This window comes from Caballeronia insecticola (assembly GCF_000402035.1).
Lineage (GTDB): Bacteria > Pseudomonadota > Gammaproteobacteria > Burkholderiales > Burkholderiaceae > Caballeronia > Caballeronia insecticola.
Window position 1 is genome coordinate 662,533 of sequence record NC_021289.1, and the last position, 16,267, is coordinate 678,799.

Here is a 16,267-nt window from a genome sequence, read left to right on the forward strand (position 1 = left end):
GTCATACTCCTTCTTTCGTCGTGCCGTCCGCAACATGCGCAAGCTCGCGCTGGCTGGCCACCAGCGCGACGAGCGTGTTGATCGAACGGAAATGCTCTTTCGCGCGCTCGTCGTTGGCCGCGATGCTCAGGTGATAGTGTTCGCGCAGCACGATGCCGATTTCGAGCGCGTCGATCGAATCCAGGCCGACGCCGTCGGTCTCGAAGAGCGGTGCGTCGTCGTCGATGTCATCGGGCTGCATGTCTTCCAGATCGAGCGCCTCGATCAGAAGCCGTTTGATTTCAAGCTTTAAAGAATCCATAGTCGATCAGATGCTGGGTAATGTGGGCTTCGATCGCGCTCGTCACGGCTCGCGCGGCAAGCGCGGGCGGTTCGTCGCGCGCGGCGAGTTCAACGGCGCTTAAAGGATCGAGGACGTTCACTTGCATATGGAATGCGCGCTCGGGCACGTCGTGCCAGCGCATGTCCTTGGTGAACGCGGGCGGATCGCAGTCCATCAGCACGGGCAAAATCGGTGCGCCGGACTGCAAGGCCATATGGGCGAATCCGCGCGAGAACGCATGCATCCGGTTGCGCGTCGGACTGCGTGTGCCCTCGGGGAAAATGATCATCGTGTAGCCGCGCGCGAGTTGCCGTGCGCCCGCTTCGACGAGCTTGACCGGGTCGGCGTTGCTCACGTATTCGGCGGCGCGCATCACGCCCCAGAAGAACGGGTTGCTCCAGTGCGCGTTCTTCACGACACAACATGCGCGCGGCGTGAGCGACAGCAGCACCATCACATCGAGCCAGGTCGGATGATTGGCGACGATGATCGCCGCGCGCTGCGAGTTGCGCGTGAGCGCGCGAGCACCGTGGACGTCGAGCGTCATCACGCCGACGCGCACCAGCACAGCGACGAGCGCCCGAAAAAACGCATGAATGATGGCGACGATGATGCACTGCTTCGAGTCGCGATGCGGCCAGATCGCGGCGAGCGGGAACACGATCAGCGAGAAGCCGAGCCCGCAGATGCCGAACGCTGCAAACGCGAGGGCCGTCGCGACGAGGCGCCAGTGATAATCAAGCGCCTTCATGCCACGACCATTGCCACAGGGCCTGTTTGCCGCGCCATGCGCTCGCCGCGCGCGTGTCGAGACAGTGCTGCACGGCGCTGCTTTGCGATGTGAACGATACGTGCGCGGAATCGGAGCCGCCGACGCATGCGCATTCGAGCCGCCCGGTTTGCGCGGAGCTATCGAGCAAAATCGCGAGCGCACCGCCTTCCACGTCCTCGTCGACCGGACCGTAGGCGGGATCGGCGGGTTCGTCGGCGTAGACAAGCAGTACGGGACTCGATGCGTCCGTCGCGTATTGCGCGTGCGCTTCGAGCAGCGCGTAGCCGAGCGTTTCGTTGCCCGCCGAGAGCGCGCTAGCGGCGGCGCGGTCGCCGCGCACGATGCCGAGCACGCCGGTCATCGTGTTGAGGACAGAGAGACTGAAGGACGTCGGCGATACGGTCTTGCCAGCGTCGATGGTATGGAGGATGTCGGTCGTGCGCCGCAGTTCGCCGTGACGCGATGCGAATATCGTACGCACGGTGGGCACATCGGCGGCGCAGTCGTGCGCGACCTTCAGCGCTGCACGCGACAACGTACTGAGCCGGCGCCGCGTCATCGGCTCGATGAAGCCGAGGTCGGGAGCAGCGGATGCAGCGGCAGGCCAGAATGACCAGCGAGCAACCGGAATGGTCCAGTGCAGATCGGGCATGTCGGTTTTCGCGTGGAGTTCTTGTAACCAGGCGGGAACGGCCTGCGATTGCACGCCGAGACGCGCATCGTCAGGCGGCCGAGCCACCCGTTATTTTTCTGAATGTATTGACGACGAGCAGGTTAACGGCACGACGCCGGGTTTATTTAGCGTTGTCACGCGTGAATGCGTGTCGTTCGCCAGCGTCCCAAGGCTTTTTGCAGCGGTGAGATTCTACAGTTTGATTACGATCGAAATCTTCCTGTGTCGCTTCGACGCAAGACATTCGTTTTATTTATCAAAAAATGACATCTCGCCGACGCTCTGATGATGCGACCGGCATTGAGATGTGCCGATCGCGGGATGCGCAAAAAGATGAGCAACTGAGCGGATGTTCCTTATTGTCCGCCGACCAGTTCCTTGGTCTGCAGCGAAATCGCCGAAAGGCCCTCTTCAACGATCTGCTGCCAGTCGCTGGACGTCACGACCTGCTTGGATTCGCTGACGCGTGTCTTGACGGTCTGAGTGCCGTGGAGCGCGCCCACATCGCCGGATAAGCGCAGCTCCGACTTATGGTTGGTCGTAACGGACCAGAAGCCAGGCTGGAACCACGCCCAGAAATCGATAATCTGCGCGGTCACCGGAGTGGCGTCGGCAAATTTCGGATCGCCCGGCTTCACGACGATGTAACCGGCCTGCTGAAAGCCGGAGGTCACCGCGCCTTCGACGAGTCCGGAAACCGTCTTGCCTTCGGGAAGCACGACATCGCCGAGTGCCTTGCCGAAACCGCCTCTCTTGCGGCCGATAGCGCGCGCCTTTGACGCGTCGCTCGAATCCTGGCCTGGGTCCAGGGACGCAATGTCGGCGCTGGGAGGCGCGACGGCAAAGGTGCGTTTGTCCAGTGCAGGCGCGATGCGCACATACTTTCCGGTGGCGGGGTTCGTCTCCTGCGGCGCGGAGACATCGACGGTTGTCCGGCCGACTGCGCATCCGGCGAGGATGGATACGACGAGCCCATAAGCAGCGATTCGACTCAACAGCATGATTTCTTGTCCCGATTGATTTATTTTGTTATCTGCGATTACGACTTTTAGTCGTGAATTTCTTTCTAGAGATCGTTGTGGTCTTGGATGCGGTCGAGCTTGGGCTCTTAGGTCAACGCGGGATCCTTTTACGTTTCACCTGCCGTGTAGAAGGATGTGCGCGCAACAGCCAAACAAACCGTGTCCTGCTTTCCCCTCTTGTTCGTCTCAATGGTCTCTAAACGCGTTATTGCTCGTTTGACGCATGGTCGAGGGAATCGCTCTCATTGCTTACAGGCTCGGTCATGCGCGCGCTTTCTGGCGCCCTTTTTTGCTAACGACGCGCGAAAGGAAAACTTTAGTGTTTGCTTAATAATTTCCGGAAACCATTGACAAATGGCGCTTTCGCGAACGGGCTCATCGTGACGTATCGACATACGGGAGTGACCGGATACACGCATCACCGCCCGGCCCCACCGCTCTAAAGCACAAACAACGAAACAAAATCGCCGATGATTTCCGCTTCATCAACGAATTGAAAAAATTGGTTTATTGCGTTTCCTCAACCAAGAATTTGGTCGAAGCTGCGCCAACGAGCGCGACGTTTGGCTCCATCCGCGCAGACGACGCAAGGCGGCGCCGATTCAGCCTTCATCATCATCGATCACTGCAGCAACCAGAATATGAACACTTCCCAGCAGGACGGATTGCCCGGTCTCATGGCTGAAGAGACACGCTTGCGTCAGGAGCTCGCGCAGAATCCACAGTCGCCCTATGCACAAAACAACCTGGCGCTCGTGCTGCGGAAACTCGGCCGCGCGGCGGAGTCGGAAGCGTTGCTTCAGAAGGCCGCGTCGGCCCTGCCCGATTCCGCCGATGTCGCGTACAACTGGGGAGTCGCGTTGCTGGACCTGCGACGCTATCCCGAAGGGGAAGCGGCGCTGCGCCGCGCGCTCGCGCTTCGCCCGGACTTTCCACAGGCGGCTTACCTGATCGGTGCGCTGGTTGCGTCCCGTGGACGTCTTGCCGAGGCCGAAGCGCTTTTGCGCGCGGCTATCGGTGGCGTGACGCATCGCGCCGCCGCGCACACCTTGCTCGGCGAGGTGTTGCGTCAATCGGGCCGGCTTGAAGAAGCCGAAATCGAGTTGCGCCGGGCACTGTCGCTGGACCCGAACTTGTTCGACGCACACAAGTCACTCGGACTGGTATTGCATTCACTGCATCGCTTGCCCGAGGCGGAGTCGGCTACGCGTCAGGCGCTCGTGCTGCGTCCGGCAAGCGTGCTTGCAGCCGGATCGCTCGGGATGACGCTGCTGAAGATGGGCCGGTATGCGGAGGGCTTCGAGTGGATGGAGTCGAGGTATGTCGAATCCCCCGAATGGACGCAATCCGGCACCGCTTTCCCCTATACGCCGGCAGCGGAGATAGGCATTCCCATCTGGCGCGGCGAGCCGCTCGCAGGCAAATCCCTGCTCGTCCTGTGCGAGCAGGGGCTGGGCGACATGATCCAGTGGGTCAGGTTCGTACCGGCGCTCCGGGCGCTCGGCGTCGCGAAGCTCACCGTGATGTGCCCGATGCCGCTCGCGCGCCTGTTCAGTCACGTCGAAGGAATCGATGCAGTAATCGAAGGCGATCGGCCGGTGTCGTTCGCGCAGTTCGATGTTTTTTGCTACATGATGAGTCTCCTGCACAGACTCGGCGTCACGCTCGACACGCTGCGTCCGGCTGGAGCCTACTTCCGGTTGCCCGCCAAGAGCGTTCGCTCGTGGCAAGCGCGCCTGCAGGCGTTTCCGCTCGTCGGCAGGCGCAAGATCGGTCTGGTATGGAGCGGCGGCGGAAAGCTTGGGAATCCCGCATCGGAACTACCTTCCGAGTTACACGACAACGCGCAACGCTCGATTCCGCTCGAACGCCTGCGCCCGCTCCTGCACATCCCGAACTGTGCGTTCTTCAGTCTGCAAAAAGTTGACGAAGCGGGACAGCTCGCCCGCATTCCCGAGGCCATCCGGCCAGTCGATCTGATGTCCGGCGTCGCTGACTTTTACGATACCGCGGCCTTCATCAGCAATCTGGATCTTGTCATCAGCGTGGATACGGCGGTCGCTCATCTGGCCGGCGCGCTCGACAAACCGGTGTGGATACTTTCGCGTTTCGATGGCGACTGGCGCTGGCATCACGGCCGCGAAGATTCGCCGTGGTATGCATCGGCACGCGTTTTCACGCAGGCAAAGCGCGGCAACTGGGACGATGTCATTGCGCGCATCGAAAGCGCGCTGAAGGCGTTTGCCGCGTCGTAACCGACGCATCGAAGCACGCTGCGGCAGACGCGCTTATCCGCTCTGCCGATACCATTACACCGATGACTCACGAGCTTTCCAATAGCGATGTGTCATCGCGTTTCGGTGTTTGCGCAACTCATGTTCTAGCCGCCGCGAGTTAACAACGTCGCGTTGCGCGGGTCTTCGTCTCCGTCGTTTCCCCTTGCCTGCCGTCGACATGCATGCAATACTGAACCAAATGGCTCAGTATTCTCAAACCGCTCAGTTCGATGTTTCGTTCGCCGCGCTGTCGGATCCTGTCCGGCGTGGCGTGCTGGAACAGTTGATGCGCGCCGACGCATCCGTCACCGATCTTGCCGAGCGTTTCCACATGACCCTGACCGGCATGAGTAAGCACATCGGCGTATTAGAGCGGGCGGAGCTTGTCACCACGGAGAAGGTCGGACGCGTGCGCACCTGCAAGCTCGGCTCGCGCCGTCTCGAAGAAGAGTCGGCCTGGATCGAAAACTATCGCCAGATGTGGGCCGCGCGGTTCGACGCACTGGATTCGGTCATCGAGGAACTCAAACGCAAGGAGAAACGTGATGGTCGCAAGAAACGAGAATGAGCCTGCCTCCGCGAGCAACAGAACGACGTCGGAGCGCACGTCCGATCGCGAAATGGTCGTCACGCGAACCTTCGACGCCCCCGCCCGGCTCGTGTTCGAGGCATGGACCACGCCTGAATTGTTCAAGCAATGGTGGGTACCCAAGTCGAGCGGTGCGACCCTGCTGTCCTGCGAACAGGATGTCCGTGTCGGCGGCGGCTATCGCCTGGAGTTTTCTCACCCTAAAGCCCCTGCGCCCATGGCGTTCTTCGGCAAGTATCTCGAAGTGGTGCCGAATGCCCGCATCGTCTGGACCAACGAAGAAAGCGACAACGGTGCCGTCACGACGGTGACCTTCGAGGAGAAAGATGGCAAGACGCTGCTGGTGATGCGCGAACGCTATCCGACGAAGGAAGCACTTGACATCGCCATCGAAGGCATGGACGAAGCAATGCCCGAAGTCTTCGAGCAACTGGACGCGTTCCTCATTGCGCGCGGCGCGAGCGCGGGACGGCCCTGAACCTGCAAGTACGCGCCGCTTCTCTTCCAGAGGCGGCTGCTTTTGATTTTGTTTGCTGACGGCGCGATCGGCAGTTGATCGGGATCGCTCAGGAGAGAATCGACATGAATGAACTCTATCGCAGCAAAGGCTTGTCGAGCGCGCTTTCGTATCGGGATCCGAAGGCCGCGTTTCGCTTTCTCGAAGCCGCGTTCGGTTTCAAACCGCTCTTCGTGATCCTCGATGCTAATGACGAGCTCGTCCACGGCGAGATGACCTTCGGCGATTCCGTCGTGATGATCGGCTGTGAATGGACCGACGATCATCGCAGTCCGAGTTCGATCGACGGCAAGAACACGCAATCGGTGCATGTGCAGCTTGCGGAAGGCGAAGACATCGACGCGCATTGCGCGCACGCGCGTGCGGCGGGTGCGTCGATTTTGATGGAGCCGGCCACGCAGTTCTATGGCGAGCGGACCTATCGGGCGAAAGATCCGGAAGGACATTTCTGGACGATCGGCGTCATCCTGCAAAGAATGACGCCCGAACAATGGGACGCCGTGAGCGGTCTTACCACGCGCGAACGGCTCGACTAGCGCATTCGGCCGCTTTGCGCCGACGGCACGCTGAGCCAACTCTCGCAAAAACACTTCAAACGCGACATCATTGCGACATAAGCACTTCATCAAGGCATTGGAATATGGCTCAGGACGCAATCGTGCTCGGCGCGGGAATCGTGGGGGTCAGTGTCGCGCTTCATCTCCAGCAGCGCGGATGGCAGGTGACGCTAATCGACCGTCAGGGGCCCGGAGAGGCAACGAGCTTCGGTAACGCGGGGTTGATCGAGGCGTCGTCGGTTGTGCCTTATGCGTTTCCGCGCAACCTGGGCACGCTGCTTAACTTCGCGATGAACCGTTCGACCGCGCTGCGCTACGACCTGCGCTCGCTGCCTGCGTATGCGCCGTGGCTCGCGCGCTTCTGGTATGAGTCGGCGCCCCGACGTCTCGCCGCGGCCGCGCGCGACATGCTGCCGCTCATCCAACGAAGCGTGGCCGAACACGAGGCGCTCACTCTACGTGCAGGTCACGATGATCTCGTGCGGCCCACGGGCTGGCTCGAAGCCTATCGTTCGCGCAAGCATTTCGAGCGAGAGGCAAACGCCGCGCGACGGATTTCAAGCGAGTATCAGCTCGGCATGAACGTGCTCGAAGGAAGCGCGCTGCATGGGCTGGAGGCATCGATCGATGGCGCGTACGCCGGGGCGATCCACTGGACGGACCCGCGCAGCGTGATCGATCCCGGCGCTCTGACGAAAGGTTATGCGGCGCTATTCGAACGCGAAGGCGGACGCCTCCTGATCGGCGATGCCGCGACGCTCGAACAGTCGGGCAGCGGATGGCGCGTGACGACAGCGAGCGGACCGGTCGACGCGCAGGCGGCGGTGGTCGCGCTCGGCATCTGGTCCGTCGATGTGGCGCGCAAGTTCGGATACCGCATCCCGCTCATGGCCAAGCGCGGGTATCACATGCATTACGAGCGCGATGGACGTGCGGTGCTCTCGCGGCCGGTCGTCGACATCGAGAACGGCTATGTGGTCGCGCCTATGCGGCGTGGCCTGCGTCTGACTACCGGCGTCGAGCTTGCCAGCCGCAACAGGCCGCCGAGCCCGGTGCAACTGGAGCGCGCCGAGCGGATCGCGCGGCCGGCATTCGGCCTCGGCGCGCGGATCGATGCGTCGCCGTGGCTCGGGCTGCGGCCCTGCACGCCGGACATGCGCCCGGTGATCGGCGCAGCGGAGCGCCATGCCGGGCTTTGGTTCGCGTTCGGGCACGCGCATCATGGACTGACGCTGGGTCCGGTGACGGGAAGACTCATCGCCGAGTTGATGAACGGGGAAGCGGGCTTCACCGATCCGAATCCTTATCGGCCGGGACGGTTCTAGGCAGACTTTCATCTGGCGCGGCACCGGCTCACTACGCCAAGCGTTTCAAGCTCGCGCCTTACCGCTGCGAACACAATACAGCCCGAACCGCGCGACGATCGAGAGCATCGCAAGACCGATCGTGACGACGAGCATCGCGTGCTCGGTTCGTGTCGCGCGATCGGTGCGCTCGATCAGCAGTTCGGTTTCCGACTGACGCATCCGCGCAATCAGCGTGCGAATCCGGTCCATGCGTTCGAGGCCGACATCGCTCAGTATCATTGCGCGCGCCTGCGCTGGCCCTTGCTCCTTCAGCACGCTCAGCGTCCGTGCGAGTTCGGCAAGCTTGTCTCGCAACGCAAGCTCGAGAGCATCGGCGCGGGCAAGCTGCGCCGGGCTGTCGCGGACCAGCGTTTTCAGCTTCGCCGGCTGTGCGTGCAACGCGTCGATCGCCTTCAGGTAAGGCTTGAGATAGGCCTCGTTGATCGTGAGAATGTAGCCGCGCTGGCCGGTCTCGGCATCGGTTATCGACTGAAGCGTCGTCTCCAATGCCGACATCACCTGATACGTGTGCTCGATCCAGTCGCGTTGCGCAAGCAAGATGCGGTGATAGCCGTACGACGTTGCCGCCGCGACGATCACGAGCGCCGTGAGCGGCACGACCCGCCAGTCGAATGACGCACGCATGTGCCGAGGCCGCTCAGAAACGCATGACGAGCGCGACGCCGGCCATCATCAACACGGTGCCGATCAAGCGCAGCACGCTGATGGGATGCTCGGCCACGCCAATCAAACCAAAGTGATCGATCGCGACCGACGCCACGAGATTCGCGCAAATGGTCAGGCCGTTGAGCGTACCCACGCCGACTTTCTGCACCAGCGTCAGACCGGCAAACACGGCCACGGCCCCGACGATGCCTCCGAGCGGCGCCCACCATTTCATGCTGCGCAGATCGTCGAGCGTCGGCAGCGGGGTCGGCTGCATGAAGAACAATGCGATGGCAAGAAACGTCACCAGCAGAAACGAGACGCCCGACGCGAGCCACGGATTGACCAGCGACGCTTTCAGCGCGCCGTTGATAGGCGCACCCGCGGCCTGAAGAATGCCGCCCGCAATGATGAACGGAAAAATCCACACCTGGCTCATCGTTCTCCTCCGCTTTCGTTGCGTTCAATGTGCGAGCAGGAGCCGCGCGCCCAGCGCCAGCACGAGCGCCGGCAACATGACCACCACGCCCACCCTGAAGAACTGCATGAAGCTCACTTCCTCGCCCTCACGGCGGATGGACGAGAGCCACAGAATGGTCGCCAGCGAGCCGGTGATCGACAGATTCGGCCCGAGGTCCACGCCGATCAGCATTGCATCGATCACGCGTTCGGGACTGTGCGCCTGCAACGCGGCCGCGCTCGCGATAAGCCCTGCCGGCAAGTTGTTGATCGCATTGCTGCCCAGAGCGATGATCCCGCCCGACGCCAGCGCCGTGAGCGGCTGATTCTGCTGCGTCGAGTGCGCGAGCAGATTCGAAAGCGCCGCGATCACGCCCGTGTGCCCGAGCATCTCGACGAGCACGAACAAGCCCGCGACAAGCGGCAGCACGCTCCACGAAATCTCGCTGACGAGTTCGACGGGAGAGCGGCGTTCCATCGTCAGCACGACCAGCGCCGTGAGCATCCCGAGGATGGCGGTCGGCAGGCCCAGTTGCATGTCGAAGGCCGAGACGGCAAGCAGCGCAATCGCCGTTACGCCGATGCCCGCAAGCGTCACCTTGCCGCTCGCGCCGAGCGGCTCGACGGGCAGATCGCGTGCGCACGCACCAGCGAGATCGCCGCGCAGCGTCCAGCGCAATGCAAGGAACGTGGCGACGATCGACAGCATCGAAGGCAATGCGAATCGCGCCACCCATAAACCCAGCGCGGGCGTGTGATTCGCGTACAGCACGAGATTGGCGGGATTCGAAATCGGCAACACGAAGCTCGCCGCATTCGCGATGAATGCGCACACGTACAGCAGCGGCAAAGGCTTCGTCTGCGCCTTGTTTCCCGCGGCGAATACGGCGGGCGTGAGCACGACGGCGGCTGCATCGTTGGAAAGAAACGTCGTCACCACCACGCCGACCAGATAGACCAGCAAGAAGAGTCTGCGCGGCGAACCCTTCGCGTGGTTCACGGCAAGCACCGCGATCCAGTCGAACAGGCCTTCGCGCCGGCCGAGTTCGGAAAGCAGCATCATGCCGATGAGAAACAGGTAGACGTCGGCGCCCTTCCCGACGGCCTGCCACGCGGCGCTCGCGGGAAGCAGCCCGAGCGCGACGAGCAGCACGGCGCCCGCGACGGCCCAGATTGCCTCGGGCCATCGGAACGGACGCAGGATGACGCCCGCTGTCGCAGCGAGTCCAATGCTCCAGGAAAGAAGAATCGGGTTCATGTGGCGAGCGACGGATCGTGAGCGGGTTCGCTGCAATTCCCGCACGCTTTTTTGAGCGATGCGCCGCAGAACAGCCAGAGCGCGAGCGAGCCCGTCGACACGGCGCCCAGCGCGAGAAACGCGGTCACATATCCGAAATGCTGCGCGAGCGCGCCGCCCAGTGCGGGGCTGAGCGCCGCGCCGATGCCCTGCACCGTCATCACCACGCCCTGTCCGACATTAACGCGTCCGGTGCCCTGCAAGAGACGCACGACGAGCGCGGGCACGGCCACGCTTTGCAGCCCCGCGCCGATGCCATCGAGCGCCTGCACCGGCCACACGCCCCATGCGGTGATGAACATCGCCGCGACCAGCCCGCGCAGCGGCAACGCCAGAAAGGTAATCAGAATCACGCCCCAGTAGCCGATGCGCCGGATCAGCCGGTTGGCGAAGAACGCGGCAGCGACCATCACGAGTTGCGCGACCACGATCGTCTGCGCAGTGAACGCGTTCGGATCGCCCTGATGAGCGGCGACGACGGCAAGACCATAGAGCGGCAACATCGCCGCATTGCCGAGGTGGAACATCGCGAGCGCGGCGGCCAGCAAGAGCAGTGGCCGGCAGGTGAGCAACATCCGGAAGCCGCTCGCGTGTTCATGTTCCGACGATGCGGACGCAGCCGATGAGGACGCAGCAAGCCCCCGCGCGCTGTCGTGATCGATCGAATCGCGGTTGATGAGCAGCGTGGACAGCACGGTCAGCGCGCCGAACACGCCCGCGAGCGCGAACACCGCGCCGAATCCGAAGCGCCAGCCGAGCCAGCCCGAAAGCGCCGCGCCCACCACGTTGCCCGCATGATTCGCCACCTGATTGCGCGCGAACTGCCGGTCGAAGCCGCGCTCGCGCACAATGCCGAGCGTCACGCCCGCGACCGCCGGACCGAGCGCGGCGCCCGTCACCGCCGTGAGGATCTGCGAGGCGGCGACCATCCAGAAGTCGTGCGACACCCACAGCACGAGCGAGGCGAGCGTCGTCATGACGCCCGCCGCGACAATGAGCCCGCGCTTGTAATGCGTTGCATCGACGAGCGCGCCCGCCGGCGACGTCGCGAGCATGCCGGCGATGCCGCCGAGCGTCATCACGGTGCCGATCGACGCCGGATGCCAGCCGTGCGCCTGCAAAAAGACGCCGAGAAACGGGCCGATGCCCGCCTGCACATCGGCCATGAAAAAGTTCAGGCCTACGAGCGCGTGGAGCGGATTCATGGGCGGCTCACCGGTCGCGTGGGTTGTGCATCAGGCCGGGACCGGCGCGTCGATCAGTTCGGCGATCTCATCCACCTCGATCGTCCGGCCATGCCGGTTGCGGATGCCGTGTCCCCACGCCTGCACATGCGCGCCCGGCGCGAGATACGCCGCGAGTTCGGCTGCGGCATGCGGCGGCATGCGCAGCGATGTGCCGTCGTCGAGCAGCGCGCCGCGCAACTCGCCTTTCGGACCGTAGAGCGACAGCAGCACTTCGCCGCTCGCGTCCATCGGCTTGCGTTCGACGTGCGGCTTGTCATGCTTCGCGCCATCGTGATGCGGGCCTTCGTCGAGAATGACTCGGCCGCTCTTCGTCACGAGCGAGACCGCGGCGATCATGTTCGCGCCGCGCGGCTTCACGCCACGCACGCGGACGTCATCGCCCACGGCGACCTGACGCGAAATCTGTCGCGACAGATGAGGCGGAAAGTGAACCTGCAACGCTTGCCGTGCGCCGAGCACGAGACCGTCGATTTCACCGTGCGGGTTCAGAAGAAAGCGCGTCACCTTGCCGCGCGTTTCCGGAAGGCTGTCAGGGTCGATCCAATGCATGTCGTTGATCCTCGTTTGAGATTGATGGAAGCGATGTCGTCGTGCGCGTTCAGGGCGACGGCGGCGCGCGGTCATAGAGCCGCGTCAGGTTGCCCGGCGAACCGAATGCCGTCGCCTGAAGCGCGGTGCCGTACTGGTTGCGCGTGCCGTAACCTTGCGCGGACACCTTCGCACCCGTGCGAACGAGACTCGCGAATTGCTGAGCGACGGGCGGCGTCAGTCTGATGACGGTGCCATCCGCGAGAATCACGCCGTCGGGTTCGCCGCGCGGAGCGGTCGTGATGTGCGCCACTTGTCCCTGTGCGCTCAGGCGTGCAAGCCCCGCGCCGCGCAGTTCACGCGGCATCGGCTGTGCGCCCGGCTGCGGCGGCTGATCGATGAGTTGCTGGCCGCTTTTCGCGTCGGTGATGCGTTGTGCCTTGAGATTGCCGCCTGCGTCGCGCCATCCGTTGATCTGCACGTTGTCGCCCGTGTGTATGGCCGACGTGAGCTGCGCGCTCATATGCGGCGGGAAACGCACGAGCGCGCCGTCGCTGGTTAGAAAGCCGTCGACATCGCCATCCGGGTTGATGAGAAAACGCGCGACCGTGGCTTGCGCGGTGACTGCGGCGCCGTCTTCCACGCGCGGCGCCGGGCCCATGCCGGGCGGCGGCGGAGGCGGCGGCATGCCCGTCGCGGCGACGGGCGGTGCGGGCGGCGCTTCGGGTTGAGCTTGCGCGACGCAGCCTGTGCTCATCGCCAGCAGCGCGGCGAGATTCATCGCGCACAGAACGCGCAACGCGTTGCGGGGGCGCAGGTTCGTCGATATCGATTGCATGATCCACTCCTTGATTCACTTGGCGTGGAGTCAATTGCAAGGGCTATGCCATCGAGCGAAGGCCGCGTGGCGCGGGGTTCGGCGCGATCAAACGCGATGCGATGTCAGGGAACCGGACGCATGCTGTCCGATTTCCCGACACTCGCTCACGCATCCGACATCCCCAGATTCGCCAGGCGCGTATACAACGACTGACGACTGATGCCGAGCCTGCGGGCCGCTTCGGCGCGATTGCCGTCGCTGAGCGCGAGTGCGCGGGCGATCAGCGCGCGTTCGAGCTGCGCGAGCGCATCGTTGAGCGGAAGCTCGGCGAGGCCGACGGGAATCGCATCGCCGTCGCCGCTGGTTTTCGTGGCGGTGTCGAACAGAAAGGCGAAGTCGTCGCGCGTGAGCAGCGCGGCGGGCGCGAGCGCACTCGCCCGCTCCATCGCGTTCGCCAGTTCTCGCACGTTGCCGGGCCAGGCGAAGGTGACGAGCAGACGCTGCGCATCGGCGGACAGGCGCTTGCGCGCCGCATCGGCCGATGGTGCGAGCATCGACAGGAAATGCTCCGCGAGCGGCAGGATATCGGCCACCCGCTCGCGCAGCGGCGGCAAGTGCAGCGGGATCACGTCGAGCCGGTACAGCAAATCCTGACGGAACGTGCCTGCCGCGACCATTGACGGAAGATCGCGGTGCGTGGCCGCCACGACGCGCACGTCTACCGCGACCGGCCGGTTCGTCCCGAGCGGCGTGACCTGACGTTCCTGCAGCACGCGCAGCAGCTTGGCCTGCATCGCGAGCGGCATGTCGCCGACTTCATCGAGGAACAGCGTGCCGCCGTGCGCTTCCTCGAAACGCCCGCGCCGCTCCGCATGCGCGCCGGTGAACGCGCCCTTGCCGTGCCCGAACAACTCGCTTTCGAGCAGATCGGCCGGAATCGCCGCACAGTTCACGGCGACGAACGGCCCGCCCGCCCGCGCCGATGACCTGTGCAGCACGTGCGCCGCCACTTCCTTGCCCGTCCCCGTCTCGCCGGTGATGAGCACGGTCGAGTGCGTCCGCGCCGCGCGTCCCAGACGCTTCTGCACGTCGCGCATGGCCTCGCTGATGCCGAGCAGTTGCGGCTCGCGCGACGGCGCTTCGTCCGCGAAAGCAGGCGCCGCGGCGGCGGGCGCATCGGAATGCGTTGCCAGCATGCGTTCGAGGAGCGCGGCGATCTCGTCGCGGCCAACCGGCTTCGTCAGATGCTCGAACGCGCCGAGCCGCATCGCGCCGATGGTGTTGTCGCTCGTCGCATGCGCGGTCAGCATCACGACGGGCACGCGTTCCATGCCCTCGACGCCGCGCAGCGCTTCGAGCACGTCGAGACCGTCCGCGCCCGGCAGGCGGAAGTCGAGAAAGATGCAGTCGGGCGCGCAGCGTTCGCGCAGGCGTTCGAGCGCGGCTTCGCCCGAACCTGCTTCGAGCGGCGTATGGCCGAGATCGGCGACGGTTTCGGCGAGTCCTTCGCGAAAGGCGTCGTCGTCGTCGATGATCAGTATGGTCGCCATGGCAAGTCGATCACGAAGCACGTCACGTTCGAATCCTTCGCAAGATAGGCGCGGCCGCCATGCGCCGACGCAATCTCCCGCACTACCGCGAGGCCCAGACCGGAGCCATCGGGCCGTCCCGTCACGAACGGCTCGAAAATACGCTCGCGTTCGGCTGCGCTCACGCCGGGACCATCGTCGGTCACTTCCAGCGTGAGCCCGCCGCCCTCCGTCCATTGTGCGCCCTGCGCGCGAACCGTTACGTGTCCCCCCGGCGGCGTATGGCGCAGCGCGTTGACGATCAGGTTGTCGAGCGCGCGCGCCAGTTGCGCCGGATCGAAGACGGGCTGCATCGCACCGGTCTCGATGTCCGCGCGCAAGGAAATGCCGCGGCTCTCGGCGCCCGGTTCATGCGTATGAACGATGTCGTCGAGCCACGCGTGCAGAACGACCGCGCGCGCGTTCACGGTGACCGGCTGCGTGAGCGCGAGCAGGCTCGTCACCTGCGCTTCGATGCGGCCGACTTGCTCGATGATCGTCTTCAGCGCGGCTTCGCGGCGCGCGCCGTCGCCCGCGAGCGCGTTTTCTGCCTTCAGACGCATGGCGCCCGCGGGGTTGCGAATCTCGTGCGCGATCTGCGCCGCCATCTTGCCCAGCGCGCCGAAGCGCTCGGCTTGCGCGAGTTGCGTGCTCAACGCGTTCGCTTCGCGCCGCAGACGCTCGGCGCGCTCGACATAGCGATTGAGCGCATCGACGATCTGATCCAGATCCCGCTCGCCGAGCCGGTCGAGCCGCCTGCCTTGTTCGAACCCGCCGCCGGGCGCGAGCGCCTGCTCCAGACGCGTGAGGTTGCGCTTCCAGCGCCTCAACGCCACGGCCAGAAACAACGCAAGCACGACGATGATCGCGAGCACGCCCGCCAGAATGGTCGCGGCGCGCTCGCCGTACGGTCCGAGCGGCGGCCGTGCGCGCGTGAGCATCCACGCGAACAGGCCCGTGTGGCGCGGCACGGGACAGGCGACCGCGACCACCGCATCCGCGCCGCTCGGTACGACATCGACCTGCATCTGGCCCGCGCTCGCGGCGGTCTTCAGCGTGCGCAGAATGAGCGGCGTCTCGGCCTCGGGGACGTCGCGCTTCACGCCGCTTCCTTCGTAAGTGGGAAACGCGTAGGCCAGCATGCCGTTGGGCGCGCCGCCCGCCGCCGCGCTCCAGAAGCCGCCTTCGATGCCTTCCGTGCGGATCAGCACGAGATCGAGGACCGCGTGCATCAGATCGACATTGGTTTCGCCGGGGCGCTGCATCGACAGGTCATAGCGCGACGCGATGGCCGTACAGGCGGCCGCCGCCTGATGCTTTGCTGCCGTGACGCGCTCGCCGAGCGCCGACGAAAGCATGAGCCACACGGCGGCCGTCAGCAGACCGCACAGGACGGCGACGAGAACCCAGAGCGCGAACAACTGGGTGGAAAACGACGGACGGGGCATGAAGAGTCTGAGGGCTGATTGGAGTTGGTGCCTCTGTAAGCAAGTCTCTCGCCACCGTCGCGATCGCCGTCGTGATCGGCGTCGTATCGGGCGTGGGCGGGCCGTCCGCGATTCGTCTGACCGGGTTGCGGGAGACGATTAACTGCGCTCAGACCAAAGC

Annotated in this window: 17 protein-coding genes; 5 read left to right on the forward strand and 12 right to left on the reverse strand. The window is 64.3% G+C overall.

Annotated features, from left to right (window positions below; genetic code table 11):
* Position 1: 1 nt before the first annotated feature.
* The 4 genes from BRPE64_RS27655 to BRPE64_RS27670 form a co-directional block, all read right to left on the reverse strand.
* Entirely contained in the window at positions 2-301 is a 300-nt protein-coding gene (locus BRPE64_RS27655; RefSeq protein ID WP_016348280.1) for a phosphopantetheine-binding protein, read from the reverse strand.
* A complete protein-coding gene (locus BRPE64_RS27660) occupies positions 282-1,073 on the reverse strand; it encodes a lysophospholipid acyltransferase family protein (RefSeq protein ID WP_016348281.1) in 792 nt (263 codons plus the stop codon). The genes BRPE64_RS27655 and BRPE64_RS27660 overlap by 20 nt, the downstream gene beginning before the upstream one ends.
* Positions 1,060-1,746, reverse strand: coding sequence for a beta-ketoacyl synthase chain length factor (locus BRPE64_RS27665; RefSeq protein ID WP_044043777.1), 687 nt, complete (start codon positions 1,744-1,746; stop codon positions 1,060-1,062). The genes BRPE64_RS27660 and BRPE64_RS27665 overlap by 14 nt, the downstream gene beginning before the upstream one ends.
* A 377-nt stretch (positions 1,747-2,123) precedes the next feature.
* The gene (locus BRPE64_RS27670; protein ID WP_016348283.1) at positions 2,124-2,768 is read right to left on the reverse strand and encodes a hypothetical protein; all 645 of its coding nucleotides are present in this window, start codon (positions 2,766-2,768) and stop codon (positions 2,124-2,126) included.
* A gap of 662 nt (positions 2,769-3,430) precedes the next feature.
* Between BRPE64_RS27670 and BRPE64_RS27675 the strand changes: the two genes are divergently transcribed.
* From BRPE64_RS27675 to BRPE64_RS27695, 5 genes are all read left to right on the forward strand, one after another.
* Positions 3,431-5,044, forward strand: a complete 1,614-nt coding sequence (locus BRPE64_RS27675) for a tetratricopeptide repeat protein (protein ID WP_144063554.1) — start codon at positions 3,431-3,433, stop codon at positions 5,042-5,044.
* 220 nt (positions 5,045-5,264) lie between these two features.
* Positions 5,265-5,633 carry an ArsR/SmtB family transcription factor gene (locus BRPE64_RS27680; protein ID WP_016348285.1) on the forward strand — a complete coding sequence of 123 codons (369 nt, stop codon included), beginning with the start codon at positions 5,265-5,267 and terminating at the stop codon, positions 5,631-5,633.
* On the forward strand, positions 5,611-6,132 hold the full coding sequence (locus BRPE64_RS27685; protein ID WP_044043449.1) for an SRPBCC family protein: 522 nt from the start codon (positions 5,611-5,613) through the stop codon (positions 6,130-6,132). Before BRPE64_RS27680 ends, BRPE64_RS27685 begins: the two co-directional genes overlap by 23 nt.
* A 104-nt stretch (positions 6,133-6,236) precedes the next feature.
* Entirely contained in the window at positions 6,237-6,707 is a 471-nt protein-coding gene (locus BRPE64_RS27690) for a VOC family protein (RefSeq protein WP_016348287.1), read from the forward strand.
* A gap of 104 nt (positions 6,708-6,811) precedes the next feature.
* Positions 6,812-8,053, forward strand: a complete 1,242-nt coding sequence (locus tag BRPE64_RS27695) for an NAD(P)/FAD-dependent oxidoreductase (protein ID WP_016348288.1) — start codon at positions 6,812-6,814, stop codon at positions 8,051-8,053.
* Positions 8,054-8,098: 45 nt separating this feature from the next.
* On the opposite strand, the gene BRPE64_RS27700 is transcribed toward BRPE64_RS27695, so the two are convergent.
* The 8 genes from BRPE64_RS27700 to BRPE64_RS27735 all read right to left on the reverse strand — a co-directional run bounded on the left by BRPE64_RS27700 (position 8,099) and on the right by BRPE64_RS27735 (position 16,107).
* Positions 8,099-8,719 (reverse strand): CHASE3 domain-containing protein, encoded by a 621-nt coding sequence (locus tag BRPE64_RS27700; RefSeq protein ID WP_016348289.1) that lies wholly within the window; start codon positions 8,717-8,719, stop codon positions 8,099-8,101.
* Between the two features lie 13 nt (positions 8,720-8,732).
* A complete protein-coding gene (locus BRPE64_RS27705; protein WP_016348290.1) occupies positions 8,733-9,179 on the reverse strand; it encodes a DMT family transporter in 447 nt (148 codons plus the stop codon).
* A gap of 24 nt (positions 9,180-9,203) precedes the next feature.
* Positions 9,204-10,457, reverse strand: a complete 1,254-nt coding sequence (locus tag BRPE64_RS27710; RefSeq protein ID WP_016348291.1) for an arsenic transporter — start codon at positions 10,455-10,457, stop codon at positions 9,204-9,206.
* Positions 10,454-11,701: an MFS transporter gene (locus BRPE64_RS27715; RefSeq protein WP_016348292.1), complete on the reverse strand. Its 1,248-nt coding sequence runs from the start codon at positions 11,699-11,701 to the stop codon at positions 10,454-10,456. Before BRPE64_RS27715 ends, BRPE64_RS27710 begins: the two co-directional genes overlap by 4 nt.
* A gap of 30 nt (positions 11,702-11,731) precedes the next feature.
* Positions 11,732-12,292: a hypothetical protein gene (locus tag BRPE64_RS27720; RefSeq protein ID WP_044043451.1), complete on the reverse strand. Its 561-nt coding sequence runs from the start codon at positions 12,290-12,292 to the stop codon at positions 11,732-11,734.
* Positions 12,293-12,341: 49 nt separating this feature from the next.
* Entirely contained in the window at positions 12,342-13,109 is a 768-nt protein-coding gene (locus BRPE64_RS27725) for a hypothetical protein (RefSeq protein ID WP_016348294.1), read from the reverse strand.
* Between the two features lie 146 nt (positions 13,110-13,255).
* On the reverse strand, positions 13,256-14,641 hold the full coding sequence (locus tag BRPE64_RS27730; protein ID WP_016348295.1) for a sigma-54-dependent transcriptional regulator: 1,386 nt from the start codon (positions 14,639-14,641) through the stop codon (positions 13,256-13,258).
* Entirely contained in the window at positions 14,626-16,107 is a 1,482-nt protein-coding gene (locus BRPE64_RS27735; RefSeq protein WP_044043452.1) for a sensor histidine kinase, read from the reverse strand. The genes BRPE64_RS27730 and BRPE64_RS27735 overlap by 16 nt, the downstream gene beginning before the upstream one ends.
* Positions 16,108-16,267: the final 160 nt, after the last annotated feature.

What these genes read in the sequence shown, in the direction of transcription:
- BRPE64_RS27735 (WP_044043452.1), bottom strand. Translation starts at nt 16,107, where the DNA reads ATGCCCCGTCCGTCGTTTTCCACCCAGTTGTTCGCGCTCTGGGTTCTC.
- BRPE64_RS27725 (WP_016348294.1), bottom strand. Translation starts at nt 13,109, where the DNA reads ATGCAATCGATATCGACGAACCTGCGCCCCCGCAACGCGTTGCGCGTT.
- BRPE64_RS27710 (WP_016348291.1), bottom strand. Translation starts at nt 10,457, where the DNA reads ATGAACCCGATTCTTCTTTCCTGGAGCATTGGACTCGCTGCGACAGCG.
- BRPE64_RS27700 (WP_016348289.1), bottom strand. Translation starts at nt 8,719, where the DNA reads ATGCGTGCGTCATTCGACTGGCGGGTCGTGCCGCTCACGGCGCTCGTG.
- BRPE64_RS27675 (WP_144063554.1), top strand. Translation starts at nt 3,431, where the DNA reads ATGAACACTTCCCAGCAGGACGGATTGCCCGGTCTCATGGCTGAAGAG.
- BRPE64_RS27680 (WP_016348285.1), top strand. Translation starts at nt 5,265, where the DNA reads ATGGCTCAGTATTCTCAAACCGCTCAGTTCGATGTTTCGTTCGCCGCG.
- BRPE64_RS27730 (WP_016348295.1), bottom strand. Translation starts at nt 14,641, where the DNA reads ATGGCGACCATACTGATCATCGACGACGACGACGCCTTTCGCGAAGGA.
- BRPE64_RS27655 (WP_016348280.1), bottom strand. Translation starts at nt 301, where the DNA reads ATGGATTCTTTAAAGCTTGAAATCAAACGGCTTCTGATCGAGGCGCTC.
- BRPE64_RS27670 (WP_016348283.1), bottom strand. Translation starts at nt 2,768, where the DNA reads ATGCTGTTGAGTCGAATCGCTGCTTATGGGCTCGTCGTATCCATCCTC.
- BRPE64_RS27720 (WP_044043451.1), bottom strand. Translation starts at nt 12,292, where the DNA reads ATGCATTGGATCGACCCTGACAGCCTTCCGGAAACGCGCGGCAAGGTG.
- BRPE64_RS27685 (WP_044043449.1), top strand. Translation starts at nt 5,611, where the DNA reads ATGGTCGCAAGAAACGAGAATGAGCCTGCCTCCGCGAGCAACAGAACG.
- BRPE64_RS27695 (WP_016348288.1), top strand. Translation starts at nt 6,812, where the DNA reads ATGGCTCAGGACGCAATCGTGCTCGGCGCGGGAATCGTGGGGGTCAGT.
- BRPE64_RS27660 (WP_016348281.1), bottom strand. Translation starts at nt 1,073, where the DNA reads ATGAAGGCGCTTGATTATCACTGGCGCCTCGTCGCGACGGCCCTCGCG.
- BRPE64_RS27665 (WP_044043777.1), bottom strand. Translation starts at nt 1,746, where the DNA reads ATGCCCGATCTGCACTGGACCATTCCGGTTGCTCGCTGGTCATTCTGG.
- BRPE64_RS27705 (WP_016348290.1), bottom strand. Translation starts at nt 9,179, where the DNA reads ATGAGCCAGGTGTGGATTTTTCCGTTCATCATTGCGGGCGGCATTCTT.
- BRPE64_RS27690 (WP_016348287.1), top strand. Translation starts at nt 6,237, where the DNA reads ATGAATGAACTCTATCGCAGCAAAGGCTTGTCGAGCGCGCTTTCGTAT.
- BRPE64_RS27715 (WP_016348292.1), bottom strand. Translation starts at nt 11,701, where the DNA reads ATGAATCCGCTCCACGCGCTCGTAGGCCTGAACTTTTTCATGGCCGAT.